Source organism: Catenuloplanes sp. NPDC051500 (assembly GCF_044454585.1).
GTDB lineage: Bacteria > Actinomycetota > Actinomycetes > Mycobacteriales > Micromonosporaceae > Catenuloplanes.
Genome location: NZ_JBITDX010000010.1, coordinates 247,009 through 272,701 on the forward strand (window position 1 = coordinate 247,009; position 25,693 = coordinate 272,701).

The window sequence follows — 25,693 nt, forward strand, 5'->3', positions numbered from 1 at the left end:
TGCGAGTCGGTCGCCGTTCGGCGGGCCGGCCGCTGACAGTGATGCCATCGGTGGCGTGCCGCCGATCAAGATTGAGGGCGCCTGCCTGGTGGGGACGGGCGCCGACAGTTCGGAGATCACGCTGACTACCGACGTCTCGGCCCACGGCGTACCCCTGGTAGGGCGTGCGGCACTGCTCGGTGCGATCGAGAGCCGGCTGCGGTCCGGCGGTGGCGTGGTGCTCACCGGCCCGAGCGGCATCGGGAAGACCGCCATCCTGGAGGCGGTGGCGTCCGCCGCCGTCCAGCGCGGCGAGCGTGTGCTCCGGCTGACCGCGACAGTCGCCGAGCGCTTCCTGCCGTTCGCGGGCATGGCCGAGCTGCTCGCCCAGGTGCCGGACGAGGTGGTCGAGCGGCTGCCCGGCCCGCAGCGCGCCGCGTTCGACACCATGCTTGTCCGCCGCGGCGACTCCAAGGGCCGCGGCGGCCGCGCCGAGCTGGCCCGCCGTCTCGCCTGGCAGGCCTGCCTGGAAGCCGCCGCCGATCCGGTGCTGCTGATCATCGACGATGCACAGTGGCTGGACGGCGCGTCCGCTGACGTGATCGGGTACGCCAGCCGCCGCCTCGCCGACCGCCCGGTCCGGGCCGTGGTCGCCCAGCGCTCGCCGGACAGCCCGGCCGTCCGGACCCGGGTCATGCACCTCAGCCCGCCGCCGGTGCAGGAGCTGACCGTGCCGCCGCTTGCCGCGGAGGACCTCACCCCGCTGCTTGACGCACACGGCCTCACCTACTGGGCCGCGGCCCGGCTGCACGCGGACAGCGGCGGCAACCCCTACCTCGCGCTCGCACTTGCCGGCGCGTTCGCGTTCGACGACTCCCCGGCCGGGAGCACCCGCACCCGGCTGCCCGAGCAGGTGCGCGCCGCGCTTGTCGACCGGCTCGACGCGCTGCCCGGCGCGGTCCGCGAAACGCTGTTCGCGGCCGCGCTCGCCACCCGCCCCACCGCCGCCCAGCTGCGGATGGCCGGCCGCCCGGACGCCGACCGGGAACTGCGCGCCGCCGCCACCGCCGGGCTGATCTCCATCGACCACGGCACCGTGCGCTTCACCCCGCCCGCGATCGCGATCGTGCTCGCCGAGGAGGCGCCGGCCGAGCGGCGGTCCGCGATGCACAGACAGCTTGCCGCGACCGCGTCCGACCCGGTCGAACGCATCCGGCACCGTGCACTGGCCGACGAACACCCGGACGCGGAGATCGCCCGGTCGCTTGTCGCCGCCGCGGAGACCGCGCTGCAGCGGGGCGCACCAGGCCTTGTCGCCGACCTGTATCTGCTGGCTGCGGACCGTACCGGCGGAGATCTTGAATCGGAACGCACGGAGTGGCTGGTCTCCGCCGCCGAAGCCGCAGCCTCCGCCAGCCGCCGGGAACTCTGCCTGCAGGCCGGCGAGGCCGTGCTCGCGGCGGACGCGTCACCGGCCCAGCGGGTCCGCGCGCGAATCGCCATGCTCGACGTCCGCGGCCAGCAGCTCGGCGTGATGGAGGAGGCGCTGTCCACCGCGCTCGTCGAGGCCGGCGACGACGCCGCGCTCCTCGCGCCGCTGCGCCTGCGCCTCGCCTGGCAGCGCATCCACCAGGGCAAAACCGACCTGGCCGAACGCGAGGCGAACGCCGCGGTACGCCTCGCCCGGCTCGTCGGCGACACCTGGGTGGAGAGCATGGCCGGCGCGATCGTGGCGCAGGTGACACGCGCCTCCGGCCGGCCGGACTACCTCCAGGTGCTGGCCGAGGCGCTCGACGTGCCGGCCGAGGAGGGCCGCGGCATGCTGAACCTGACGCCGCGCTTCCTGGCCGTCCGCTTCGCGCTCTTCGACGACCGGCTCACCGAGGCCCGAGCCGAACTGCTCCGCATGCTGCCCCAGGCGGAACGCAGCGGCCTCGACGAGCTGCTCGACATCCTGCGCAACCTGGCCGAGGTGGCCAGCCGGGACGGCCACACCCGGGACGCGCTGGAGTACGCGTACCGCGCCGCCCGCCTCTTCCAGGAGAACGAGCTGTCGCTCGGCCCGAGCTGGTACACGCTGGCGATGGCGGAACTGGCCGGCGGCAGCCCCGCCCGCGCGCTCTCCTACGCCGACCGCGGCGTCCGATCCTCCGAGTTCGACATGGACATGGTCTACCTCGCCCGCAACCTGCACGTCCTCGGCCAGGCCCAGCTGACCACAGGCGACAACGGCGCCGCGCTCACCACCCTGCGCCGCCTCCAGACGCTCGAGGCGGACCGCGGCACCGCCGACCCGTCCACGCTCCGCTGGCACGGCGACCTGGTCGCCGCCCTGGTCAACGCGGGCGAGGCGACCGCGGCCGCCGAGGTGATCGCGGAGGCCCGGGACGCGGCCCAGCGGCTCAAACGGTCCCGTGGCGTGCTCGCCGAGCTCGACCGAGCCGAAGCGCTGGTGCTTGTGCATCAGGGCGAGGCGGCGGCCGCGGCCGCGCTTGCCACCGGCGCGGCGCAGACGTTCGCGGACCTGGGACAGCCGATCGCCCAGGGCAGCGCCCTGCTTGTGCTCGGCACCGCCGAACGACGCCGCCGTCGCTACGCGGCCGCCCGGGCCGCGATCGAGCAGGCCCGGGACATCTTCGCGCAGGCGCAGGCGACCCCGTGGACCCAGCGGGCGCAGCGGGCGCTTGGCGCGCTGACCGTCGGGGCGCAGCGGCGCTCGCCGGAGTCGGACCCGCCCCCGTCCTCGTCGACCACCTCGGTCTCCGAGGCGGGACTGACCACGACGGAGGCGCGGATCGCGGCCCTGGTCCGGCAGGGCGCCAGCAACCGCGAGATAGCCACCCAGCTGTACCTGAGCGTCAAAACCGTCGAGGCGACGCTGACCCGCATCTACCGGAAGGTGGGGGTCCGGTCCCGGACGCAGCTGGCGTCGCGTCTGACGGAGGGCTGACGCCGGCGACCCCACCCGGTTCAAGCGGGACAGGCGCGGTGCGGTTGGTCCTTCTCGAGCGGGTGGACCTCGTGCTTGGCGTCCTACCAGTACACATAGGACCCACCGGCCGCGCTTCTTGTTACCGATCCGGAAACGGAAGATGTCCGGGTCCCTCGCGCGATTTTGCGGCAATCGGCGTCGATCAGGACATCCTGCGGAGGAGTGACACCCGCGTGTGGTGGATGCGCTCGACAGCCCCGGGTCCGGCAGTGCCGTCGCGTCGTGGACGTGATCGGGCGCCCCCGTCAGACGAGGGCGCCCGATCATCAACCACACGGTCGCGACTGCCATCACGACCCGGCGACGTCATGTCAGAGGGCGAGGCCCAGGGCCGCCAGGATCTGGTTGAGGAGCGCGACGATTCCGCTCAGCGGGCCGAGCGGGTCCAGCAGGCCGACGACCGCGCACAGGAGGTTGCCGAGCAGGTTGCCGGCGCCCGGGACGGCGGTGATGTTCAGGTGCAGGTAGTCCAGGTGGACGACCAGGCCGAGCAGGTCCAGGTTGAGCGGGGCCAGCCGCAGGTCGAGAACCTCGCAGCTCGCGCCCGGCAGCAGCTGGGTGACCTGTGTGGTTGCCGGCGCGGAGGTGGTGCCGAGGGAGGTGCCGGCCGAGTCGATCAGCTCGCCGTCGACGAGGCCGGTGGCGGAGATCGTCTCGCCGTCCTCGGTGAACTGCGACGGGGTGAACGTGCCGGTGAAGGTGCCGATGCCGCCGGTGGCGTCGGTGAAGGTGCCGGTGACCGTCGAGGTGAGCGTGCCCAGGGGCTCGGCGGGGGCGGCAGCTGCGGGGGCGGCGGTGAGGCCGGTTGCCGCCATCGCGAGGACGCAGGCCGCAGCGAGTGTCCGCATGGAGAGCTTCGTCATGCTTCATCCCTATCTGTTGGTTTTGCGTACGCGAATACTCATCTCCTCGATAAAGATCACAAAACTTAAATATGTCTAGATTTATTGGTAGCGCTCCCATGAGCGCGTCACTGAATCGTCACGCAGAGCTGTCGAGCCTGACCGGGGGCGGCCGGCACGCGATGCAGCCGGGACGACCGCCGGAAAAAACCGAACGGTTCGACCGCGGAGATCTGGATCGGGTGAGTATGAGGGCTCAGGACCGGTGACCGGCGGCTCCACGAGACTGGCGCCATGGAGATGGAGACGAAGCTGGCCGGCCTGGTCGCGCGCGGCGTTCTTGACCAGGCGCAGGCCGAGGCGGTGGCGGCCGAGTTCACGGTTCCGGTCCGGCGTGTGGAGGGACTGCGCAAGCGGCTGGCGGAGGTCGCCGGATATCTTGGCGCCTCGCTGGTGCTTGGCGCGACAGTGCTGATCGTCGGCGAGCACTGGGAGGAGCTCGGGAAGCCGGGCCGGGTGGCGGTGCTCGCCGCGCTGGCGGTCGTCCTGTTCGGCAGCGCGCTGCTGGCCCGTCGCGGGGCCGACGCGGTGCGCCGCCGCCTGGCCGCCACGTTGCTGACCGGTGCCACGATCGCCGCCGCAGCGGCCGCGCACGCGGCCCTGGACCTGACCGTGCTCACGGCCGGGGACAAGGACATCGCGACCTGGTTTGCCGCGCTGGTGGTGGCGGTCGCCGGCTACCTGCTCGCTCGCGGAGCGCTCGGCCTGCTCACCGCGGCCGTGGCGGTCTGCGGACTCTACGGCGCGCTGCTGGACCGGTTCTTCGTCGACGAATCCGGTGCGTGGGGCTTCGGCCTGGTGGCGATGGCCGCGCTCTGGGCCGCGCTCGGCTGGTTCGTGCTCCGCGCGGATCGCCGCCCCGCCCTCGCGATCGCTGTGATTCTCGCGTTCGCCGGCGGCCAGATCGTCATCTTCTCGATGGACAACCTCGGCCGGTACGCCGTGCCCGCGCTTGTCGCCGCCGCCTGCTTCGCCGCCTACCTCCGCACCCGGGAGTGGATCCTGCTGGCCGGCGGCGTCGTCGGCGCGACAGTGCTGGTCCCGGAGTTCCTCTCTGACCTCACCGGCGGCTCACTCGGCCCGAGCGGCGTCATGCTCGCGGCCGGCCTGACACTGCTTGCCGCGGGCCTGACCAGCCTGCGCCTGCACGGCAGGCCGACCCCAGCGGTCTAGAGCTCCCGCTCGAAGAACCGCCAGTACTGCCGCATGTGCGCCGGGATCTCCGTCTCCTCGTACGGCTCGCGCTCGATGAAGCCGCGCGAGCCGTACAGCCCCTGCGCCTCGGCCATGAACCGGACCGTGTCCAGCCGGATGATCTTCGCGCCGAAGGTCTCCCGGCCCTCCTCGATCAGCCGGTCCAGCAGCGCGGACCCGGCTCCCGTCCCGCGGGCGTGCGGCGCCACATACATCCGCTTGACCTCGACGATCCCGGGGCCGATCGTGCGCAGCGCGGCGACGCCGACGGCCTCCCCGTCCGCCTCGGCGACGAGCAGAAGGCCTTTCGGGGGTACGAACGAGGGCAGCGATTCCCGGATCGTGCCCAGATCGGTGGGCGAGTCGGCCAGCCCGTACTCCTCGCGCAGCCGCCCGACCGCCCAGGTCAGGTAGTCGCTCAGCAGCCCGGCAAGCGCGTCGGAGTCGGCGGGCAGGTCGGCGCGGCGCAGAGAGATGTTCATGATCCGACCTACAGCTCGTACTCGAACCACAGGCGGTGGGTGCCGTCCTCGTCGATGGCCAGTCCGCCGCCGCCTGTGATCGTGCCGAGGTCGCCGGTGCCGCTTGTCGGCACGATCGTGAAGAACTCGGCCGCGCGGTCGCTGCCCCGGGTGGTGGCGGAGTGGGCGAAGTTGAAGGTGCCCGCGCGCCCGTGCAGCGAGCCCTCGAACGACTCCATCGCCACGTAGGTGCCCACGCCTGTCCCCTGGTCGAACGCGGCGGTGAACATGGTGGCCGACCGCCCCTCGATCTCGCCGGCGAAGACCTTCTCAAGCCGCGCGACGCCGACCGGGAGCGCGGTGGCGATCGGCGGCTCCTGCGCCAGGTCGGTGGGGACGAAGGACGTCACGGTGAAGATGCCATCGGCTCTCATCCGCAAGACTGTAACGGCCCGGTGGGATGACCTGTGGGATCGGTGGCAGGTGCCGCGGGGGCGTGCCCACCCACGGATCCGCCGGCCCGCGGGAGCACGCGGGTCCTGACCACGGCGGAAGCGGGAATATCGGTTATGGAACGACAGTGACCGGCCAGCGGGCCGCGCGCACCAGGCGGATCGCCAGCGAGCCGGCTATCTTGTGGCCGAGCCCGGCGGACGCGCCCACGATGATGCCGCTCGCGCGCACCTCGGTGGCCACGTCGCCGAGCACGCGCAGCGGGTCCCCGGAGCGCACGACCAGCCGCGCGTCGACGCCCCACTCGCGGGCCTGCTCGTCCAGCATCCCCAGCAGCTGCGCCTCGACCTCGCCCTGCGCCTCGACGATGGCCTGCACCGCGGTCCCGCCGAAGGTGAGGAAGCTGCCCGGCTCGCGGCGGGCGTAGACCGCGACCAGCCGCGCGCGTTGCCGTCGTGCGAGCCCGAGCGCGTAGGCGGCCGCCCGTAACGAACTCTCGGACCCGTCCACGCCGACGACGAGGGCCGCGGGGCCGTCGGTGCCGAGTTCGAAAGCGCCCACGTCCGGGCCTCCTGCATCTGCCGTGCGTGGGCGAGATTGTTTCAGGATTCGCGGTGGATGGCGACCAGGCGGGTCAGCGCGGGCAGCGCGGCGTCGAGGGCGGCGCGTTCGTCAGGAGCGAGTGCGGAAACCAGGTCGTGGAGCGCGGCGGCGCGTTCGGCGCGGCGGCGCTCGACAAGCTCCAGGCCGGCCGGTGTGGCCTCGACAAGCACGACGCGACGATCAGAGGCATCGGGGGTACGCCGGGCGAGGCCCTCGCGTTCGAGGCGGGTGACGAGCTGGGTCATACCGGGCTGGGAGACGCCTTCGCAGACCGCGAGCTCGGTGAGGCGCTGCGGGCCGTCGCGGCGCAGCCGGGCCAGGACGGCGGCGGCGGTCATGTTGAGCTGCCCGGCCGTGGAGAGACGGCGGACCATGACCGCGAGTTCGTCGAAGACCGTGCCGAGCTCGGGCCTGTTCATAAGTAAATTATGCACAGGCCCGAGCACGTGCGTTACAGCGCGCGGGCCAGGCGGTAGTAGGCCGAGTTCCACCTGATGCGGTCCGCGAACTCGTGCGTGGTGGTCTTGCCGTCGATCAGCAGCAGCTCGGTCTGCAGGATCGTGGCGAAGTCGCGAAGCGTCTCGGTGCCGATCGCCTGGGTCAGCACCGTGTGGTGCGGGCCGCCCGCGGTCAGCCAGCACTCGGCGGACGTGGAGAGCGACGGCGCCGGCTTCCATACCGCGCGCGCGACCGGCAGGTTCGGCAGCGGCTCGTCCGGCTCGGTCACCTCGATCTCGTTCGCCACCAGGCGGAACCGGTCACCCATGTCGGCCAGGCCGACCACGATGCCGGCGCCGGGCTTGGCGTCGAACACCATCCTGACCGGGTCTTCGCGGCCGCCGATGCCGAGCGGGTGGATCTCCAGGCGCGGCTTGCCTGACGCGATGGTCGGGCAGACCTCAAGCATGTGCGCGCCGAGGATTTTCGGCTCGCCCGGTCCGAAGTGGTAGGTGTAGTCCTCCATGAACGAGGTGCCCCGGCCCGTGCCCTCGCCCATCGCCTTGAACGTCGCGACAAGCACGGACGTCTTCCAGTCGCCCTCGCCGCCGAAGCCGTAGCCGTCCGCCATCAGCCGCTGCACCGCGAGGCCGGGGAGCTGGCGCAGACCGCCGAGATCCTCGAAGTTCGTGGTGAACGCGCCGAAGTCACCGTCGGTCAGGAACGTGCGCAGACCGGCCTCGATCCGGGCCGCGTACCGCAGCGACTCGTGCCGGTCGCCGCCCTTCGCGAGTTCGGGTGCCAGCTCGTAGGCGTCTGTGTACTCGTCGATCAGCGCGTCGATCGCCTTGTCCGAGGCCGCGTCGACCACCTCGACCAGGTCGTTCACGCCGTACGTGTTGACCGAGACGCCGAACTGCAGCTCCGCCTCGACCTTGTCGCCCTCGGTCACCGCGACGTTGCGCATGTTGTCGCCGAACCGGGCCAGGCGCAGGCTGCGGATCCGGGCCACGCCCGCGGTCGCGCGGATCCAGTCGTTGACCCGGGTGACCACCACCGGGTCGGACGCGTGCCCGGCGATCGTCTTGCGCGGCACGCCCAGCCGCGCCTGGATGAACCCGAACTCCCGGTCGCCGTGCGCGGCCTGGTTGAGGTTCATGAAGTCCATGTCGATCGTCGACCACGGCAGCGAGACGTTGTGCTGCGTGTGCAGGTGCAGAAGCGGCTTGCGCAGCGTGTCCAGCCCGGTGATCCACATCTTGGCCGGGGAGAACGTGTGCATCCAGGTGATCACGCCGATGCAGTTGCGGTCGGCGTTCGCGTCGAGCATCACCTGCCGGATCGCGCCGGAATCGGTGAGGACCGGCTTGCCGACCAGCTCGGCGCTGAGTCCTCCGGCGGTCAGCTGGTTCTGGATGTCCCGGCTCTGCGCCGCCACCTGCTCCAGCGTCTCGGGTCCGTAGAGATGCTGGCTGCCGGTGAGAAACCAGATCTGGTGCGTCATCGCAGGTTCCTGTCTGCCGTGATCGCGGTGTCGCGCTCGGTGGGTTGTCTGCACTCACCGTCGTCGCCCGTGGGGCCCGCCGGCGGAGGACACGCCGATCTCCCCACGGCGAAAGTGAGCGCTCACATCCTGGATCATGGCACAGCCCGGTCCCCCGTCACAGGCGCGCCCGATGGGCGATCACGGCTAATTGGGTACGGTCCCGCGCCCGCCCGCCCGTAGCGCTGCTGGTCTGGATCGTGCTCCGCCGTGCTCAGCGCGGGCCGCCGAGCGCGGAGCCGGTGAAGAACTGGAGGCGCTGCAGGCCGTCCTCGCTGAACAGGTTGTGGCAGACGACGTCCACGAGGCCGCGCTCCGGGTGCACGATCCGCTTCCGGTCGCCGCGCCGGACCGCCACGTCGCCGGTGGCCCAGAGCGCGGCGAACTCCGGGCTGTCCCGGCGCAGGCCGGCGACCAGGTCCGCGGCCCGGCCGGTGCCGCCGCGCCGGGCGAGGGCGGCCCGCAGATCCGCGGTGAGCACGCGCGAGTGGTGCGCGTGGTCCTCGGCCGGGTAGAGGTCGCGGCCGGCCGGGTCGGTGAACCAGCGGTGCGGATGGTCCCGGTCCGGCGGGCCGAGCAGCGCGGTCATGGCCGCGTTCTGCGCCAGCGTCTCGTGCAGGTCGGTCATGATCCGGGCCGGGTCGTCCAGCCGGTCGAGCAGCGCCAGCATCGCGTCCGCCGGCGGCGTGTCGTCCGGCGGCGGCGCCTGGCGGCCGGCCAGCGCGAACAGGTGGTGCCGTTCGTCGCCGTCCAGCTGCAGCGCGCGGGCCAGCGCGGTAAGCATCTGCGCGGACGGCTGCACGCCACGGCCGCGCTCCAGCTCGATGTAGTAGTCGGTCGACGCGCCGGCCAGCGCGGCAACCTCGTCACGGCGCAGGCCGGGCACCCGGCGTCGCGGCCCGGCCGGGATCCGCGCCGCCTCGGGCGTGATCCGGCCGCGCCGCGAGGCCAGGAAGAGTCCTAACTCCGCGAGATCCACACGTCCTAGTGTGACAGCTTCGCGAGTGTGAGCACGGTGTCGCCGATGCCCCAGCCGCCGTCAGCGACCTCCTCGACCAGCACCATCGTGTTCGGCCGCACCTGGTCGCCGTAGATCTCGGCGTAGAGGTCGGTGGCGCGGTGGACGATCGTCTCCTTCTGGTCCGCGCTGAGCGTTCCGGCGGGCACCTTGAAGTTCGCGAACGGCATGATCTCTCCTTCGTCGTTACTGCGTGCCGTTCGATCGTCGGCGCTGCCGGCCGGCGGAACCAGTGGCCGCTCACCCGGGGGTCAGCAACCCCTCCGTGTAGACGCGCAGCCGCTCCGCGTTGCCCGGGTCGAGCGTGGGGTACGTGAGCGGCAGCTCCTTCCCCCGGTCGACCGCGGTCAGCCGGGCGGCAGGCGGGTGGTCGACCCAGCCGACGACCGGCCGGACCGACGCCTCGACCGGGCGCGCCGCGACCAGGCCCAGCGCGCGGATCGCGGCGCCGAGCACCGGGTTCGGACTCGCGCCGGACCTGGTGAAGCCGGGGTGGTAGAGGACATAACGGGCCGGGCCGGCGTACGCGGCGCCGAGCAGGTCGTTCGCGCGGCCGGCCTGCAACTGCGCCTTGATCGCGCCGTATCTCGTGGTCGTGAACTGGGGATCGTCCCAGATGATGCGGCCCGCGGTCGTGCCCGTGCCGGAGACGTTGACGATGACGGGATTCCCGGCCGCCTCCAGCTGTGGCGCCAGCAGCTCGGCGAGCAGATACCGGCTGAGGTAGTAGAGCGCGAACGTCGACTCCAGGCCCTCGGGCGTCGGCGTACGGCGGGGGTAGATGCGGTTCGCGAACAGCAGCAGCGCGTCCACCACCGGGTGGTCCCGCACGATCTCCGCCGCCACCCGCCGGGTCTCCGCGATCGAACTCAGGTCGGCGCGGTAGGGCGCGCCGGGCCGGCTACCGATCACGACCACCCGGTCCCCGCGCGCGGTCCGGGCCAGCGCTGTGGCACGTCCCATTCCGGTCGTGCCCCCGCTGATCACCACGGTCTTCGTCATGATGGACATCGTCCGGCGTCGCCCCGCAGCGGGAAAGAAGGCACATCAATGTCCGTACCCTCGGTCGTCAGCCACCGCCTGCCCAGCCCGGTGCCGCTCGCCGAGTTCGACACCTGCCCGGTCAGCGACGTGTTCCGCCGGGTCGGCGACCGGTGGAGCATGCTCGTGGTGATCCTGCTCGGGACGAGGCCGTACCGCTACAACGAGCTGCACCGGTCGATCGAGGGCGTCAGCCAGCGCATGCTTACCCGCACGCTGCGCACGCTTGAGGCCGACGGACTGATCACCCGTACCGTCTTCGCCACGGTCCCGCCGGGCGTGGAGTACGCGCTGACGCCCCGCGGCCGTTCGCTGCTGGTGCCGCTGTCCGCGCTCGCGGACTGGGCGGTCGCCGACGCCGCCGGGTGAGTGGTCACCACTCGGACCTCTCGATCAGCGCCCACTCGTGGTCGTTGTCGGTGCCGCAGGTGACGAGCGTCAGGACGAGGGCCGGGGCGGGGTCGCGGTTGCCGTACACGTCGATGCACATGCCGGAGGCGGCGTTCCGCAGGTGGTAGTACTCCCAGCCGCCGGAGGTGAGCCGCGGGACCAGGGTGTAGTCCTGGTTGTCCTGCTCGATGCAGTTCATCTCGGTGACCCGGGTGGCGGTCGGGACCGCGCCGGCGCCGGGGACGTCGAGGCACAGGTCGTCGGCGGTGTTCCGGATCCAGTAGAGCTGGTTGCCGGCCGCATCGGCGCCGTGCGGTATGAACAGGTACTCCTGGTTGTCGTCCGCAGCGGTGAGGCAGACGTCCTGCTTCACCTGCTGGTTGACGGCGCCCGCCCCGGTGCCCGGCACGTCGATGCACCGGCCGGTGTGCAGGTTCTGGACGAAGTACGGCCCGTACGCGGCGGCGCCGTTCCGGTCGGCAGCCTTGATCGCCGGCTGGTTCTTCCGGCCCGCGGGCGGTGTGGGCTTCGGCGGCGCGCTGCTCGGCTTCGCTGCGGACGACGGTGGCCGGGCGGCCGGGGTCGAGGCGCTCGGCGTGGGAATCGCGCTGGCCGGGATCGAGGAGAGCGGCGGCGCGTTCTGCGGGGTGGAGTAGCCCGGGTCGACGGACTGCAGCCCGGAAACCGGGTCGGTGTCCGCGCGCGCTTCGGCCGTGCCGCGATAGGCCAGGAAGCCGATGCCACCGGCCAACGCCAGCGCCAGTACGGCGCCCAGCACGGTGACCACCGGACGGCGGCGGTCCGGGCGTGCGGCGGGCTGCCGGGCCGGCACGTCAGCGGCCTGGGTGGGCGCCTCGTCGCCGGCCTGAAGCGACGGCATGCCGGCGAGCGACGACGGCGGCACCTCAGCGGCACGCGGCACGCTCGACGAACCTGACAGCAGCGCCGCGTGTAATTCCCGCGCGCTGGGCCGCTGGGCCGGATCGGCGGACAGTGCCCGCTCGACGAGCCGGCGCAACGGCCCCTCGGCCAGCCCGTCGAGCGCCGGCGGCTGGGTCAGGATCCGGGCCAGCGTCGCCACCGGCGTGTTCGCGTCGAACGGCGCCCGCCCGGTGCCGGCGTAGGTGACCACGCACCCCCACGAGAACACGTCCGCGGCAGGCGTGAGCGCGGACCCCTCGAACCGTTCCGGCGCCATGTAGCCGATCGTGCCGACGAACTGCCCGTTCCGCGTCTCCTGGTGAGGTGCCTCGAGTGCCCGTGCGATCCCGAAGTCGATCACCTTGGGGCTACCCGGCGCGAGCAGCACGTTGCCGGGCTTGAGATCGCGGTGGATGACGCCGGCCTCGTGGATGGCGGTCAGTGCGGTGGCGATGCCGATCGCCAGCCCGTGCAGGTTCGCCGCGCTCATCGGGCCGCGCGCCGTGACCTCCTCGGCAAGCGTGGGGCCTTCGACGTACTCCACCACCAGGTACGGCCGGTCCGCCTCCGGGTCGGCGTCGATCACCTCGGCCGTGCAGAACGGCGGCACCTGCCGGGCGCGGGTGACCTCGCCGCTGAACCGGCTGCGGAACTCCGGGTCCCGGGCCAGCTCCGCGTGCACCACCTTGATCGCGACCGGCCGGCCCGTGGCGGACCGGGCCAGGAACACGACGCCCATGCCACCGGCCCCGAGCCGGCCGATCACCTCGTAGTCGCCGATCCGTCGTGGGTCGTCCTGCTGTAACGGCATCGTCTGAGCCATGGAACGCAATCCCGGGTGTCGATGGGCCGGAGGCCGCGGATGTCAGTCGCCAGTGTGGACGGTCGACGCCACCTCGCCCGGCGTCAGGGCGCCGTCCGCGACGATCACTGTGTGGCGACGGGACAGGGTACCGCCCGCCGGAACTATCAGTGGCTTCTCCCAGGCGAGCGCGACGCAGACGCCCGGATAGATGCCGGTGCGGGCGAACCAGTGGTCGCCCTCGCCGAGCCCGCTGAAGATCAGTGTGTGGTCGGCCGCGGCGAACGCGACCCAGTCCGCCGTGCCGCCGTTGACAGTGGCCTCGCCGTGCGCGCCTGATGCGTCGAACACCTCGGCGGGCCCGGGGGCGCAGCGCCAGAAGAAGCCGCCGTACCCCGCGGCGTCCGGGCGGCCGTTCGTGGCGGGGCTGCCGAGTGGAATGTCCCGGTCCGCGGGCGCGGCGAGCGTGTAGGCGACCTCAAGTGACCACGCACGCGCGGACAGTGGCCGGGCTGCGAACGTGCGGTCCTCCGTGATCAGCAGCGCGCCGTCCGGATCGAGCCAGTGCAGCGTCTGGACAAGCGCGTCCGACGCCGCGGTGGGGGAGAGGCGGACGTCGACGATCCGCCCGTGGTCGTCGAGCCAGGTGTAGCCCCGGTCGCGTACGTAGGTGCGGCCGCCCCACAGATTGGTCCCGGCCACGTCCTGCATCGCGACGGAGACGCCGAGGTGCCAGCGGTGGTCCTCCGGGAACGCGTCGGTGACCGGCACGCCGGCGAGCGTGGAGACCGGGTGCAGGTACGGGCGCGGGCCGAGCGTGTGCTCCACGTCCGTGCCGTCCTGAAGCCGGGCGACGACTATGCCGCCGACGGTGAGGCGGGCTGTCTCGGCCATGTGCGGCACCTCCGGGTGATCGGGGAAAGCGCTTGCCCAGCCTACCCCGTCGATTGTTCTCAGCGTCGTCACAGCGGGGTCCGGACAGGATCGGCCCATGCTGCAGCGGTCACGGGTGCGTACACATCGGGCGGTCGTGCTTGCGGCCGTGTCCCGCCCGTGGTTCTGGCCGGTCTCCTGGGTGCCGGCCTACCTCGGCCTGGTCCTGGCGGGCGGGTCGCTCACCCCTGCCGACTGGGGACGGGCGGCGCTCACGCTGCTCGTGCTCGGCCCGCTGATCTGGGGCGCGGTGCTGGCCCAGAACGACCTGCACGACCTGCCCACCGACCGGCTGAATCCGCGGAAGACCGGCGCCGGCGCGGTAGCACCGGCCACGTTGCGGGCCTACTCGCTGATCGCCGGAGCGGCCGCGCTGGTGACCGCCGCGTTCATCGGCCCGCTCTTCGTGCTCGGCGTGGCCGCGGTCCTGGCGCTCGGCTGGGCCTACAGCGCCCCGCCGCTGCGGCTGAAGACCAGGCCCGGTGCGGACGTCCTGGTCAACGCGCTTGTGGTGGGCGTGGTCGCCCCGCTCGGTGGCTGGTCGGTGGCGCGCGAGCCGTGGGACTTCCCGTGGCAGATGGGGGTTCTCGGCCTGCTCTTCGCGGCCGCGTTCTACCTCCCCACCACGGTCGTGGACCGGCCCGCTGACCTGCGGGCCGGTTACTCCACGATCGCGGTCCGGTACGGCGCCGCCGGGGCGTACCGACTCGGGCTCTCGCTCTGGTCCTTCGCTCTCGGCCTGTCGCTCGCCTGTGCCAGCGCGGGCGTGCTCATCCCCACGTCCACGCTGCCGTATCAGCTGGGGCTGGCGCCGGTGCTGCTCGGCGCGTACGCCGGGCTGACCTGGAGGCCGTCGATTCCGAGGCTTGCGGTGCTGGCGCTGCTGTTCGCGCTGCCGTCGGCCGGGTTCGTGGTGTCGGTGGCCTGATTGACCGCCGCGATCCCGGCCAGGATCAGCACGCCGCCGGCCAGCTGCATGAGCGTGAGATTCTCACCGAGCAGCAGCCAGGCGAAGATCGACGCGAACACCACCTCGAGCAGCCCGATGAAGGACGCGAGGCGCGAGCCCAGCCGGTTGGCACCGAAGATGCCTGTGGCGTAGGCGATCGCGGTGCCGAAGATCGCGACCACGGCCAGCGGCACCCACCACGGCGCCGGCGTCCCGAGCAGCGGCACGTCGTCGAACGTGGCAGTGAACGGCAGCAGTCCGGCCGCACCGATCAGGCCGAGCAGCGCGCCGCCGGCAAGCAGTCCCACGCCGGCCAGCGCGACCGGCGGCAGCCCGTCCGCCGGGCGGGCGCCGACCACGAAGTAGATCGCGCAGCCGACCGCGGCCGCGACCGCGAGCAACAGACCGGCCGGGTCGACGGCCTGCACCGCGCCCGGGCCGATCACCAGCACCAGGCCGCCGATCGCCAGCACGGAGCCGAGCAGCACGGCCGGGCGTGGCGCGCGCCGGGTGCTGAGCCAGGCCCAGAGCACGAGCAGCAGTGGCGCCAGGTATTCCACGAGCAGCGCTGTGGAGACCGGGATGCGGGAGATCGCCGCGAAGTAGGTGACCTGGGTGAACGCGACCGCGACCACGCCCATGCCGAGCACCCGCCAGCGCGCCCGCCACAGCGCGTGCCAGCGCCCCCGCAGCGACCAGAGCACGAAAGGCAGAAGCAGAAGACCTGCCGAGAGGGTACGGGCGGAGACCGCGGCCGCAGGTGACCAGCCCGCTTCCAGAAGTGGTTTGACGAAGGCGCCGGACGTGGCGAAGGACGCGGCGGACACGAACGCGGCGACCAGGCCTGTGGACTGCTTCACGGTGCCTCCTGTCATGGGCTAAATTACTGTCACCCCTGACGCTAGGGCGACCCACGTGAGGAGTCAAATTGCTTTTCGCCCCTGACACCGAGGAGGCGCTCGAGTTCGTGGTCGCGCTCGTCAACACCGAGCCCGGCGCCTCCCGCTCCGGCGCGGACGAGCTGACCTCGATCGACGACCTGCGCGCGCTGATCGGCCGGTTCACCTACTCCGGCCGCTTCGACTGGGACGAGCCCGAGCTGCACGCGGTCCGGCGCACGCGGGACCTGCTGCGCGACCTCTGGACACTCGACCGGGACGACGCGGTCGTGGTGATCAACCGGATGCTGCGGGACGGACGCGCGCTGCCCTACCTCGCCCGCCACGACGACTACGACTGGCATCTGCACGCCACCGACCCGGACGCGCCGCTCGCGACCCGGATGGAGGTCGAGGCCGCGTTCGCGCTGATCGACGTGGTCCGGACGAACGAGACCGGGCGGCTGCGGGTGTGCGCGGCCGACGACTGCACAGGCCTCTTCGTCGACCTCTCGAAGAACGGCTCCAAGCGCTTCTGCACCGTGCGCTGCGGAAACCGGATGAACATGATCGCCCATCGCAGCCGGAAGCACCTCAACGGCAACCCCTGACCGCCGGTTGCCGCTCCGCCCGGGGCGGAACGTGGTCCCCGCACGTCCGCCGAGCCCGGGAGAAGGCCAGATGACCCATGCCCCCGCCACCGACCTCGTCCTCATCGCCGAGGACGACCCCGACCTGCGGGAGCTGATCGCCATGTCCGTCGAGGCCGCCGGGCTCCGCACGATCTGCGCCACGGACGGGATCACTGCCGCGCGCATCCTCGAGTCCGTGCGGCCACGGGCGATCGTCACGGACGTGGGCATGCCGGCCATGACCGGGCTGGAGCTGTGCCGCCTGGTGCGCTCGCAGGCGCGACACCGGGGCGTGCCGGTCATCATGGTCTCGGCCGCGATCAACGCGGACGACATCGAGGCGGGGTACGCCGCCGGCGCGGACGAATACCTGGCCAAGCCGTTCTCGCCGCGCGCGTTCCGGGCCCGGCTGACCGCGCTGCTCGGACGGCACTCCGGGAGGAGCGTCCCGGCCCACGCCCGCAAGCACCGCTTCGCCAGCCCGTCCGGACCGCGGAACATGCGCGGATAACCAGAGGCCGACAACCCGCCCGGCCGCGTAACCTCTTCGCCATGGTCCAGCGCAACGTGTCGCCGAAGGCGAAGAGGGAGAGCCCGGACGGGCGGACGCTCGTCGCCTCCAACAAGAAGGCCCTGCACGAGTACACGGTGCTGAAGACCTACGAGGCCGGGCTGGTGCTGGCCGGTGCCGAGGTCAAGTCGCTTCGCGCCGGGCACGTGTCGCTCAAGGAGGCGTTCGCGCAGGAGCGGGACGGCGAGCTGATGCTGCACAACCTGCACATCGCGGACTGGGGCTTCGGCGACTATTCGCTTCACGTGCCAAAACGCACCCGCAAGCTGCTGCTGCACCGGGTGGAGATCGACCGCATCGTCGCGAAGCTGCGCGAGGGCGGCGGAACCACGCTGGTGCCGCTGTCGCTCTACTTCTTCAACGGCTGGGCCAAGGTCGAGCTGGCACTTGCGAAGGGCAAGCGCGCCTACGACAAGCGGCAGACGCTCGCGGAACGGGATGCGAACCGCGAGATCGCCCGCCAGATGGGCCGGCACCTCAAAGGTCAGAAACCCGCATCGCGTCCTCGATGATCTCCAGCGTGGCGAGCGGGCCCGCCGGGTCGACAGGCACTGGCGCACCCTCGAGCAGCGCGGCCGCCACACCCGCGTAGAAGGCGGGATAGGCGCCCGGCTCGGTCTCGACCGGCTCCACCGCGTCACCGGCGCCGAGCAGACCCGGCGATCCCGCACCCCAGCCGGGCGCGGCCGGGTCTCCACCGGCGGCGAGCGCCGCCTCCTGGCCGTCCAGCCCGTGCTTGACGTAGGCCGCCGCCGAGCCCAGCACCCGGAACCGCGGCCCCGGCTGCGCGGCGAGCCGGCTCATCCACAGATGTGAGCGCACGCCGGTCAGGTGCCGCAACGCCACGAACGCGTCGTCCGGGACGGCCGAGCCGGACCGCACCACGCCCAGTTCCGCGTGCTCCACCTCGGCCGGGCCGAACAGCAGCAGCGCCTGGTCGATCACGTGCGCGCCGAGGTCGTAGAGGACGCCGGCGCCAGGCGCGGACTCCTCCTTCCAGGAGCCCTCCTTCAGTGCCGGCTTCCACACCTCGAAACGGGACTCGAACCGGTGCACGCTGCCGAGCACCCCGTCGTCGAGCAGCTTGCGGACGGTGAGCAGATCGCCGTCCCAGCGCCGGTTCTGGAACACGGTGAGCGCCACGCCCGCGGTCTGCGCGGCCTCGATCAGATCGCGGCCCTCCGCGGCGGTCGGCGCGAACGGCTTGTCCACCACCACCGGCAGCCCGGCGTCGATCACGGCGCGCGCCTGCGGCACGTGCTGCGCGTTCGGCGTGGCGACCACGACCAGGTCGATTCCACCGCCCGCCAGCAGCGTGTCCAGGTCCCGGACGATCGCGGCGCCCGGGTAGGCCCCGTGCGCGGCGGCCTGCCGGTCGGCGTTGCCAGTCACGATCGCGGACAACTCCAGGCCGGGCGTGGCCGCGATCAGCGGGGCGTGGAACACCCGGCCGCCGAGGCCGAAACCGAGCAGACCGACGCGAACAGCCATGAAAATCCGCCTTTCCGGGGCGTACCGTGGCGATTTTTTGATCTTAAAGGGGGAATTCCTGGGCCGTGCCGGAACCGGCCCCGGTCGAGTGCGGGGGCGGCGGCCGCTCGGCACCCCTGGCGAACTGGCCGGGACGCGGCCGGGTCACCGCGAGCGGAACCAGGTGCACAGGCGGCCCGGGATCCGCGATCTTCCCGGGCGACCAGCGGACCCAGAGCGCCACCCGGCCGGCCGCGACCTCCTCGACAAGCTTGTCCACGGTCCGGCGTCGGTCCGTGTGATCGACCTCGATCGCGATCGGCGGGGCGCCGCCCGGCCGCGCGCACGCCACGTCAAGCACCGACTTCTGCCGGTCCAGCGGCGGCGGCAACGACACCACGCTCGGCGCCCGGCGGTAGACGCGCCACCCCTGCCCCTGCGCCCAGCCCGCGATCTCGTCGATGACAAGCGCTGTCACCTGATCCGCACCGAGCCCGGTGAAGGCCAGCCCGTCCAAGTGGGCGGCGAGCGCCGCGGCCAGTTCCGCACCGTCGTCCATGAGGGAGAGCGTAGTTTCCTCGCCGCCCGGTGAAGCGTTCACCCATACGTGGACGAGACCTACACGGTACGGGTGGGACAGTTCGGGCATCCGGCGCACGCGCTGCACCTGGCGCTGTCGTTTCTGACGCTCGGCTGGTGGGTGGCGGTCTATGCGATGCACGCGCTGATCTGGTCGCGCCGCCGGGACATCGTCACGATCAGGGTCCCGGCCGACTACCGGGTCGAGTGGCGCGGCGGATATCCGGAGGTGCTCGGCCCGGACGAATGGCTGGAACCGGTCGCCGTCCCCGAACGCCTCCGGACCCTGCGCCCCTACCTGGTGCCGGGCGTGGTCGCGGTCGTCGTGATCGCGGTGCTGATCCTCCGCTGACGGTCGTGCAGGAGGTCGCGCTCACGCTCGGTGGGCGCCAGCGCGGCCGCGCCCGCCAGCTCGTCCACCGCCTCCGCATTCCGGCCCAGCGCGATCAGGATGTCCGCGCGCACGGCGCCGACCAGGTGATGCCGCGCCATCCTCGGGTCCGCGCGCACCGCGTCCATCGCGTTCAGCGCCGCCTCCGGCCCGTCCGCGTAGAGCACCGCGACCGCGCGGTTCAGCAGCACCACAGGTGACGGCGCGATCTGGGCGAGCGCGTCGTACAGCGCCACTATCGCCTCCCAGTCCGTCGTCTCGAAGCTGCCGGCCCGCGCGTGGCAGGCGGCGATCGCGGCCTGCACGGAGTACGGCCCGAGCGGGCGGCCGAGCGCGATCGCCCGGTCCAGCGCGGACAGTCCGTGCCGGATCAGCGTCCGGTCCCAGCGGGCGCGATCCTGGTTCTGCAGCAGCACCTGCTCGCCCTCCCGGGTGACGCGCGCCCGGAACCGGGAGGCCTGCAACTCCATCAGCGCCACCAGGCCGTACGGCTCCGGCTCGCGCGGCAGCAGGCCGGTCAGCATCCGCCCCAGCCGCATCGCCTCCTCGGCCAGGTCCCGCCGGATCCAGCCGTCGCCGCTCGTCGCAGCGTGCCCCTCGGTGAAGATCAGATAGACCACCTCGAGCACCGCGGGCAGCCGCTCCGCCTTGTCGGCAGGCGTCTCGAACGGCACCTTCGCCTCGGCAAGCGTGCGCTTCGCCCGGGAGATCCGCTGACCGATCGTGGCAGGCGGTTTCAGGTAGGCGCGGGCGATCTCCTCCGTGCTGAGCCCGCCGAGCAGCCGCAGCGTGAGCGCGGTCCGCGCCTCCCTGGCCAGCACCGGATGACACGCCGTGAAGATCAGCGCCAGCAGGTCGTCATCCGACGTGCCGGACACTGTGGGATCGCTCGCGGCGAGAAGCTGCCTGTCGTCCCGCATCCGGTCCCGCCGGATCCGGTCGATCGCCTTGTGCCGCCCGGTCGTCTGCAGCCACGCGCCCGGATTCGGCGGTACGCCCTCCACCGGCCACTGCTCAAGCGCCGCCACGAACGCATCCTGCGCGATCTCCTCCGCCACCCCCACATCCCGGGTCAGCCGGGCGAGCGAGGCGATCAGCCGGGCCGACTCCATCCGCCAGATCGCCTCGATCCGTCGCTCCACGCTCACGCCCCCGGGTGCTGTTCCCGGATCTGCCGGGCGAGATCCGCCTCCTTCGACAGCAGCTCCGGCGTCATCTGATCAGCGAAGTCCTCCGGCTCGAAGAACGGCCGCACCTCCAACACCTGCTCCGCCCCGTAGTAGGCGTCATGCGGACACCGCTTCGCCCACTCCACAGCCTCCGCCATCGACGACACCTGCCAGATCCAGTACCCGGCCACGATCTCCTTCGACTCGGCGAAGGGCCCGTCGACCACAGACGTGTCACCACCCGCCGCGAAGACCACCCGCGCCCCGGCCGAGGTCGGCTTCAGCCCATCCCCACCGAGCATGATCCCCGCCTTGACCAGCTCCTCGTTGTACCGCCCCATCTCCTCGAACATCTCAGTCGTAGGCGCGATCCGCTCCTCGTCGACCCCATGCCCCTTGATCATCACCATGACCCGCATCCCGCTGCTCCCTCTCCCGTGACTCTCTCCGCTCGGCGACCCTAACGGCCCCCAAGCCCTTCTCACCTGCTCCTCGATCCAGCCCTCCCCGTTTTCGACACCGCCCGCCACTTTCTTTCTCACCCGTTCTTCCACCGAGGCCGCGGGTTCCGTAGGCGTGCGGGTCAGTCGTGGCACTTCGGCAGGTCTCAGGGTCGGGGTCACCGATGCGGAGCCATACCGGATCCGCATATGTCAGGACACAGCTCGCGCTCATGGCCCGGGCCAGGTGGAGGCCCCGCGGTCAGTGCTCAGGTTCGAGCCCTACTCGCCCGATATTTCGTTATATGAGTGCCTGCCTTGGGTTCTTCCTGACGCCGAAGGTCAAGGAAGGCCTACGTCAAGATCCTTGCGGCTCTGGTGGCCCTTATTCGAGCGCGATAAGGGCCATCAGAGCCGCAAGGATCTTGCATCCCGTCAGATGGACGCGAGATCCCGAACAACGAACCCATCTCGGCGCGGCGCGTCCGGGCTGCCGTTGCCCTGGCGCGGCGACACGCGAGAGCCAAGATCGACTGGCGCTTCGGCAGGCTCTCGGCTTCGGTGCTGGCCCTTGCAACCACCCAGGCCAAGATCAACCGACCCTCCCGGCCACATCGCTCCCTCGGTGCAGGTCCTGGCCGCAGCGGTCCTGGCCGCAGCCGTCCTGGCCGCAGCCGTCCAGACAGCAGTCGCCCTGACCGGCCGCCGCTTACTAACCTTCCGCGGTCAGGGTGAGGGCGCGCCAGGGTTCTATATGACGAAATTTCGGGCGGGGAGTGCCCGACTCGCACCCCGACCGCGAAACCTTAGTAGATGATGGCCGTGCTGCCCCCGCGTGCCGCGAGACCGCCGACCAGCCGGAACAAACCGCCACGCTCCCGGCCTCGATGCCAGCCTTCGATCCGTCAGGCCCCAGGCCGCCGGACACGAATGGGCAACAGAGTCGCTCCCGCGGCAAATCTCGCGCCGGGCTCCGCTGGTGCTTCCCACGTCGCTCGGAGCCGGTCCCGCGCTGCTCCCGAAAACCCAGCGGCTGCCCCCGATCGCCGCAACGCTCAACGAGCGGCCAGTGTCGTGGCGCAACGCTACTGACCTTTCGCTGTCAGGGTGAGGGCGCGTCAAGGGCTTCTATATACCGAAATTTCGGGCGCGGAGTGCCCGACTCACACCCCGACCGCGAAACCTCAGTAAGTGGGCGGCGGTGTCGTGGCGCAACGCTCAGTGGGTGGCCGGTCCTGGCGGGCAACGATCAATGAGTGTCGCGAAAACGGCCCCGATTTCGCTGATCGACCCTCTTTTCGCGACACTCATTGATCGTTCGGCGATCGCGTTACCGAGCGGGCCGACGCAGTGCGGCCGTAAAACCCTACAAATCGCCCACCGGCTAGTGGTTCATCCCCACCCGCCGATGATCTGCTCCCCTGGAGGGCAGGTCGACGGCAGGCGGGGCGGTCAGGCGGTCACCGCTGGTGTGCTCCGCACATCGAGGAGAACCAAAACGGAAGGTCCGATTTTCCGGGGTCAGAGCGTGTCTCGGTGGGCTGCTTTATGCCGGAATTTCGAGCACGGAGCGCCTGAGGCTCGACCTCCGGCGCCGAAAGGTCAGTAGGTCACGAGTCCTGACCACCGGCGGTGGAGGTCCGGCGGGCTCCCGCCCGGGGCGCCGAAACGGTGGGAGGCGAGGCGGCGGGGGCCGGGCTACGCTGCGGCCATGAGTGAGGGGGAGTGGGCTGAGCAGCGGCGTCGCGCGATCGAGGCGCACGCGGCCGCGCGGCAGGAAGTGCGTGACGGCGAGGCGGCTCGGGCCAGGGAGCTGCTGCTGGGGTTCGTGAGGGAGGCCGGCAGCCGGGGTATCGCGGCCGAGAAGCTGACGGCCGAGGCCTACGGGGGTGGCGGTCGACTACGGACGGGCCTGCGTGGTTGGTACCTGCGGGCGGACCGTTCGGTGGCGGTCGGAACGGACGGGCAGTTCTACGCGCTCAGCGCGCCGGGCGGACTGTGGGCGCGGCTCGCCGGCGTCACTGTCCTGCCTGCGACGCCTCGGATGACTGTGGGCGAGGGCGGGCGGGACGGGGACTCGATGCCGCTTGCCGAACTGCTGCGGCGGCGCCTGGGGGACGGGGCCTAGATGATCGAGTTGGATGGGGGGCCGCCGCCGGAACGGGCCCGGCCGCGGCGGGTGGCGCTCTGGGCGTACCCCCTGGTGGTGGTGCTCGGGGTGGTGGTGTGGCTTGGGGTGCGCGGGCCGGTGATGGGGGAGGAGTTCACCGCGCACGTCTCGGTGGGGGACGAGGTGCAGGTGGGGGCGGCCGAGGTCCGGGTGCGGGGGATCGCCACGGTGACGAATGTGGATGACGAGGCGGCGGTGGTGCACGCCGTGCGTGCGGACTGGCCCGGGGTACGGATCGCGGCGAACGAGGAGCGACCGCATCGGATGGTGCCGGGCGGGACGGCGCCGATGGGGGTGACGATCACGTTGAGCTGTGCGGCCGGCGAGTTGAGCGGGACGGTCGGGCGTGCGGTGGTGGACCGGGCGGGTGGGCGCCGGGGTGAGGTGGATGTGCCGATCACCGCGGTGCGGTCGTGGCCGGCGATGCGGATGCGCGCGTGCGAGATGCTCCGGAACGGCTCCGCCGGCTGACCGTGGTGGCGGTAGGGTGTCCCGGTGTCGCAGACCATCGAGCTGGACGTGGCAGCACAGCCGCCGGAGCAGGCGGGCGAGGGCTGGCTGGCCTTTCAGCGGCGGAGGCTCCGGGCGTACCCGCCGATTCTGCTGGTGATCGTGTTCTTCGCCGCGGGCACGGTGACGGGTGGTGGCGGCGTCTATCTGGCGTTGCGGCCGGTGGAGGCGCAGGCGGGAACGGCCGAGCCCGAGTTGACGATCTCCCGGGATCCGAAGTTCTTCACCGTCGACCGCACGGGTACCGAGGCGCGGGCGTACGGCCGGATAGTCGTCTCCAACACCGGGCGCGCCGAGGTTGTGGTGCACGCGGTGTCCGCGGAGGCGAACGGGCTGCGGATGACCACCGTGGAGGAGAAGCCGCGCTGGCTGCAGCCGGGTGGCACTGTCGAGATCGATGTGACGATCCTGTTCGACTGCGGGTCGGAGACGCCGGTGCCGGCGTCGACGCGCGTGCTGATCGAGTCGGCTGACGGCGTGCGCAGTGAGATCGGTTCCTCGATGGACCTGGCGGCGGCGGGCTGGCCGGCCACCTACTCGACGTCCTGTGAACCCGGATGACGTTCGCGCTTACCCTCGACGGCGGCCTCCGGCTGGTTCTCGCCGAGCCGCATCACGCGGAGCCGATCGCCGGCCTGATGCTTCGTAATCAGGAGCGGCTTGCGGTGTGGCAGCCGTGGGCGGCCTACCGGCCGTCGGTGGAGAGCACCAGGTCGTACATCCGCGGGTGTCTGGACCGGTTCGCGGAGGGGCGCGAGCTGTACCTGATGATCGAGCACGAGGGTGTGCCGGTGGGGGCGTGCGGGATGCGGCGTGATCCGCAGACGCTGATCGCGGACATCGGCTACTGGCTGGACGCGGCCGCGGAGGGGAAGGGCCTGGTCACCCGCGCGGTGACGGCGCTTACCGAGGCGGCGTTCGACGTGTACGGCATGCGCCGCGTGGAGATCCGCACGATGGTGACGAACAAGCGGGCGCGGGCGGTCGCGGAGCGCTGCGGCTATGAGCTTGAGGGCGTCCTGCGGAAGGCGATGCGTTTCGCCGACCGCAACGAGGACGTGGCGCTCTACGCGGTGGTAGAGCGCCACGGCCGACGTTAGGCTCCCCAGCCCGCCTGCTCGCCGCCGACCCGGTCCGCGACGATCTTCTCTTGGTAACCGCTGCGCTTGTATGCCGCGACCGGGTTCGGGTCGAGGCCGAGTTCCTCGCGGACCTCGCCGAGCAGCGGCCGGACGTCGGTGTTGTAGGCGTCCATCAGGATCGCGTTCGACTCCAGCACGTCGCCCTCGGCCTGCGCCTTGAACAGCGCGTCCCGGTCCACGAGCAGCGCCTTCGCGGTCGCCTCCTGGATGTTCATCACGGACCTGATGATCGCCGGGATCTTCGCCTCGATGTTGTGGCACTGGTCGAGCATGAAGTTGATGCCGTAGGCCGGGTTCAGCGCGTCGGCCCGGACGATCTCGTACATGATCCGGAACAGCTGGAACGGGTCCGCCGCGCCGGCCATCAGGTCGTCGTCCGCGTAGAACCGGCTGTTGAAGTCGAACGCGCCGAGCTTCCCCTGGCGGAGCAGGAACGACACGATGAACTCGATGTTCGTGCCGGGCGCGTGGTGGCCGGTGTCGATGCAGACGGTCGCCTTCGGGCCGAGCTCGATGCAGTGCGCGTAGGACGTGCCCCAGTCCGGCACGTCTGTGGCGTAGAACGCCGGCTCGAACAGCTTGTACTCGAGCAGGATCCGCTGGTCGTCGCTCAGCCGGTCGTAGGCCTCGCGCAGCGCAAGAGCGAGCCGGTCCTGGCGGGACCGCAGGTCGTCCTGGCCCGGGTAGTTGAGGCCGTCGGAGAACCAGAGCTTCAGGTCGCGCGACCCGGTCTGATCCATGATGTCGACCGCTTCGAGCAGGTGATCGGTGGCCTTGCGGCGCACGGCCGGGTCCGGGTTGGTGACGGAGCCGAGCTTGTAGTCGTCGTCCTGGAAGACGTTCGTGTTGATCGCGCCCAGCCGCACACCGAGATCAGCGGCGAACCCGGACAGCGCCGAGTAGTCCGCGACCTTGTCCCACGGGATATGGAGTGCCACCGAAGGCGCCACGCCTGTGAACCGGTGGACCGTGGCCGCGTCCGCGATCTTCTCCTCCGGCGTGCGCGGCACCCCGGCCTGCGCGAACACCTTGAACCGGGTGCCCGAGTTGCCGAACGCCCAGGACGGCGTCTCGATCTGCTGTTCGCGAAGCGCCTGCTTCACCGCGTTCAGGTCAGCCATG

The 25,693-nt window shown here is 71.6% G+C and carries 27 protein-coding genes and 2 pseudogenes; 12 read left to right on the forward strand and 17 right to left on the reverse strand.

Annotated elements, in window-relative coordinates; translation table 11 throughout:
* Positions 1-55 precede the first annotated feature (55 nt).
* Positions 56-2,929 (forward strand): AAA family ATPase, encoded by a 2,874-nt coding sequence (locus ACIA8K_RS22150; RefSeq protein WP_396062091.1) that lies wholly within the window; start codon positions 56-58, stop codon positions 2,927-2,929.
* A gap of 353 nt (positions 2,930-3,282) precedes the next feature.
* Here the strand turns inward: ACIA8K_RS22150 and ACIA8K_RS22155 are convergent, their stop codons facing one another.
* Positions 3,283-3,834: a hypothetical protein gene (locus ACIA8K_RS22155; protein ID WP_396062093.1), complete on the reverse strand. Its 552-nt coding sequence runs from the start codon at positions 3,832-3,834 to the stop codon at positions 3,283-3,285.
* A 273-nt stretch (positions 3,835-4,107) separates the two neighbouring features.
* On the opposite strand from ACIA8K_RS22155, the gene ACIA8K_RS22160 reads away from it, so the two are divergent.
* Entirely contained in the window at positions 4,108-5,046 is a 939-nt protein-coding gene (locus ACIA8K_RS22160) for a hypothetical protein (RefSeq protein ID WP_396062095.1), read from the forward strand.
* Here the strand turns inward: ACIA8K_RS22160 and ACIA8K_RS22165 are convergent.
* The 8 genes and pseudogenes from ACIA8K_RS22165 to ACIA8K_RS22200 all read right to left on the reverse strand — a co-directional run bounded on the left by ACIA8K_RS22165 (position 5,043) and on the right by ACIA8K_RS22200 (position 10,585).
* Complete coding sequence (locus ACIA8K_RS22165) at positions 5,043-5,549, reverse strand: GNAT family N-acetyltransferase (RefSeq protein ID WP_396062097.1); 507 nt, start codon at positions 5,547-5,549, stop codon at positions 5,043-5,045. The genes ACIA8K_RS22160 and ACIA8K_RS22165 overlap by 4 nt on opposite strands.
* 8 nt (positions 5,550-5,557) lie before the next feature.
* Positions 5,558-5,962, reverse strand: coding sequence for a DUF3224 domain-containing protein (locus ACIA8K_RS22170; protein ID WP_396062099.1), 405 nt, complete (start codon positions 5,960-5,962; stop codon positions 5,558-5,560).
* Between the two features lie 133 nt (positions 5,963-6,095).
* Positions 6,096-6,542, reverse strand: a complete 447-nt coding sequence (locus ACIA8K_RS22175; protein ID WP_396062101.1) for a universal stress protein — start codon at positions 6,540-6,542, stop codon at positions 6,096-6,098.
* A 41-nt stretch (positions 6,543-6,583) separates the two neighbouring features.
* Complete coding sequence (locus tag ACIA8K_RS22180; protein WP_396062103.1) at positions 6,584-7,003, reverse strand: MarR family winged helix-turn-helix transcriptional regulator; 420 nt, start codon at positions 7,001-7,003, stop codon at positions 6,584-6,586.
* 32 nt (positions 7,004-7,035) lie between these two features.
* A complete protein-coding gene (araA, locus tag ACIA8K_RS22185) occupies positions 7,036-8,526 on the reverse strand; it encodes an L-arabinose isomerase (protein ID WP_396062105.1) in 1,491 nt (496 codons plus the stop codon).
* Positions 8,527-8,785: 259 nt separating this feature from the next.
* A pseudogene (locus ACIA8K_RS22190) lies at positions 8,786-9,544 on the reverse strand (helix-turn-helix domain-containing protein); the annotation flags it as partial.
* A gap of 5 nt (positions 9,545-9,549) precedes the next feature.
* Positions 9,550-9,753: a 4-oxalocrotonate tautomerase family protein gene (locus ACIA8K_RS22195; protein WP_396062107.1), complete on the reverse strand. Its 204-nt coding sequence runs from the start codon at positions 9,751-9,753 to the stop codon at positions 9,550-9,552.
* 70 nt (positions 9,754-9,823) lie between these two features.
* The gene (locus ACIA8K_RS22200) at positions 9,824-10,585 is read right to left on the reverse strand and encodes a short-chain dehydrogenase (RefSeq protein ID WP_396062109.1); all 762 of its coding nucleotides are present in this window, start codon (positions 10,583-10,585) and stop codon (positions 9,824-9,826) included.
* 48 nt (positions 10,586-10,633) lie between these two features.
* Between ACIA8K_RS22200 and ACIA8K_RS22205 the strand changes: the two genes are divergently transcribed.
* Positions 10,634-10,993 carry a winged helix-turn-helix transcriptional regulator gene (locus tag ACIA8K_RS22205; RefSeq protein ID WP_396062111.1) on the forward strand — a complete coding sequence of 120 codons (360 nt, stop codon included), beginning with the start codon at positions 10,634-10,636 and terminating at the stop codon, positions 10,991-10,993.
* 4 nt (positions 10,994-10,997) lie between these two features.
* On the opposite strand, the gene ACIA8K_RS22210 is transcribed toward ACIA8K_RS22205, so the two are convergent.
* Entirely contained in the window at positions 10,998-12,758 is a 1,761-nt protein-coding gene (locus tag ACIA8K_RS22210) for a protein kinase (RefSeq protein ID WP_396062113.1), read from the reverse strand.
* A 42-nt stretch (positions 12,759-12,800) separates the two neighbouring features.
* The gene (locus ACIA8K_RS22215) at positions 12,801-13,631 is read right to left on the reverse strand and encodes a PmoA family protein (protein WP_396062115.1); all 831 of its coding nucleotides are present in this window, start codon (positions 13,629-13,631) and stop codon (positions 12,801-12,803) included.
* Between the two features lie 97 nt (positions 13,632-13,728).
* Between ACIA8K_RS22215 and ACIA8K_RS22220 the strand changes: the two are divergent.
* Positions 13,729-14,448, forward strand: a pseudogene (locus ACIA8K_RS22220) (UbiA family prenyltransferase); the annotation flags it as partial.
* Positions 14,449-14,465: 17 nt separating this feature from the next.
* Here the strand turns inward: ACIA8K_RS22220 and ACIA8K_RS22225 are convergent.
* Positions 14,466-15,479, reverse strand: coding sequence for an EamA family transporter (locus ACIA8K_RS22225; protein WP_396062117.1), 1,014 nt, complete (start codon positions 15,477-15,479; stop codon positions 14,466-14,468).
* A gap of 68 nt (positions 15,480-15,547) precedes the next feature.
* Here ACIA8K_RS22225 and ACIA8K_RS22230 point away from each other — a divergent pair, with 68 nt between their 5' ends.
* The 3 genes from ACIA8K_RS22230 (at position 15,548) to smpB (ending at position 17,212) form a co-directional block, all read left to right on the forward strand.
* Complete coding sequence (locus ACIA8K_RS22230) at positions 15,548-16,108, forward strand: CGNR zinc finger domain-containing protein (RefSeq protein WP_396062119.1); 561 nt, start codon at positions 15,548-15,550, stop codon at positions 16,106-16,108.
* A gap of 70 nt (positions 16,109-16,178) precedes the next feature.
* On the forward strand, positions 16,179-16,640 hold the full coding sequence (locus ACIA8K_RS22235; RefSeq protein ID WP_396062121.1) for a response regulator transcription factor: 462 nt from the start codon (positions 16,179-16,181) through the stop codon (positions 16,638-16,640).
* Between the two features lie 41 nt (positions 16,641-16,681).
* Positions 16,682-17,212, forward strand: coding sequence for an SsrA-binding protein SmpB (gene smpB, locus ACIA8K_RS22240; protein ID WP_396062123.1), 531 nt, complete (start codon positions 16,682-16,684; stop codon positions 17,210-17,212).
* Here smpB and ACIA8K_RS22245 read toward each other — a convergent pair.
* Entirely contained in the window at positions 17,178-18,191 is a 1,014-nt protein-coding gene (locus tag ACIA8K_RS22245) for a Gfo/Idh/MocA family oxidoreductase (protein ID WP_396062125.1), read from the reverse strand. The two genes, smpB and ACIA8K_RS22245, sit on opposite strands and share 35 nt — an antisense overlap.
* A gap of 43 nt (positions 18,192-18,234) precedes the next feature.
* Positions 18,235-18,729 (reverse strand): hypothetical protein, encoded by a 495-nt coding sequence (locus ACIA8K_RS22250; RefSeq protein ID WP_396062127.1) that lies wholly within the window; start codon positions 18,727-18,729, stop codon positions 18,235-18,237.
* Between the two features lie 48 nt (positions 18,730-18,777).
* Here ACIA8K_RS22250 and ACIA8K_RS22255 point away from each other — a divergent pair, with 48 nt between their 5' ends.
* Positions 18,778-19,101 carry a hypothetical protein gene (locus ACIA8K_RS22255; RefSeq protein WP_396062129.1) on the forward strand — a complete coding sequence of 108 codons (324 nt, stop codon included), beginning with the start codon at positions 18,778-18,780 and terminating at the stop codon, positions 19,099-19,101.
* Here ACIA8K_RS22255 and ACIA8K_RS22260 read toward each other — a convergent pair.
* The gene (locus tag ACIA8K_RS22260; protein ID WP_396062131.1) at positions 19,044-20,288 is read right to left on the reverse strand and encodes an RNA polymerase sigma factor; all 1,245 of its coding nucleotides are present in this window, start codon (positions 20,286-20,288) and stop codon (positions 19,044-19,046) included. The genes ACIA8K_RS22255 and ACIA8K_RS22260 overlap by 58 nt on opposite strands.
* Positions 20,285-20,728 (reverse strand): YciI family protein, encoded by a 444-nt coding sequence (locus ACIA8K_RS22265; RefSeq protein WP_396062133.1) that lies wholly within the window; start codon positions 20,726-20,728, stop codon positions 20,285-20,287. Before ACIA8K_RS22265 ends, ACIA8K_RS22260 begins: the two co-directional genes overlap by 4 nt.
* A gap of 1,732 nt (positions 20,729-22,460) precedes the next feature.
* Here ACIA8K_RS22265 and ACIA8K_RS22270 point away from each other — a divergent pair.
* Genes ACIA8K_RS22270 through ACIA8K_RS22285 form a run of 4 tightly spaced genes read left to right on the forward strand, consistent with a single transcriptional unit; the run spans position 22,461 to position 24,529 of the window.
* Positions 22,461-22,877, forward strand: a complete 417-nt coding sequence (locus tag ACIA8K_RS22270) for a hypothetical protein (protein WP_396062135.1) — start codon at positions 22,461-22,463, stop codon at positions 22,875-22,877.
* Complete coding sequence (locus ACIA8K_RS22275; RefSeq protein WP_396062137.1) at positions 22,878-23,390, forward strand: hypothetical protein; 513 nt, start codon at positions 22,878-22,880, stop codon at positions 23,388-23,390.
* 24 nt (positions 23,391-23,414) lie between these two features.
* A complete protein-coding gene (locus tag ACIA8K_RS22280; protein WP_396062139.1) occupies positions 23,415-23,990 on the forward strand; it encodes a hypothetical protein in 576 nt (191 codons plus the stop codon).
* On the forward strand, positions 23,987-24,529 hold the full coding sequence (locus ACIA8K_RS22285) for a GNAT family N-acetyltransferase (protein ID WP_396062141.1): 543 nt from the start codon (positions 23,987-23,989) through the stop codon (positions 24,527-24,529). The genes ACIA8K_RS22280 and ACIA8K_RS22285 overlap by 4 nt, the downstream gene beginning before the upstream one ends.
* On the opposite strand, the gene rhaI is transcribed toward ACIA8K_RS22285, so the two are convergent.
* Positions 24,526-25,692, reverse strand: a complete 1,167-nt coding sequence (rhaI, locus tag ACIA8K_RS22290; RefSeq protein ID WP_396062143.1) for an L-rhamnose isomerase — start codon at positions 25,690-25,692, stop codon at positions 24,526-24,528. The genes ACIA8K_RS22285 and rhaI overlap by 4 nt on opposite strands.
* Position 25,693: the final 1 nt, after the last annotated feature.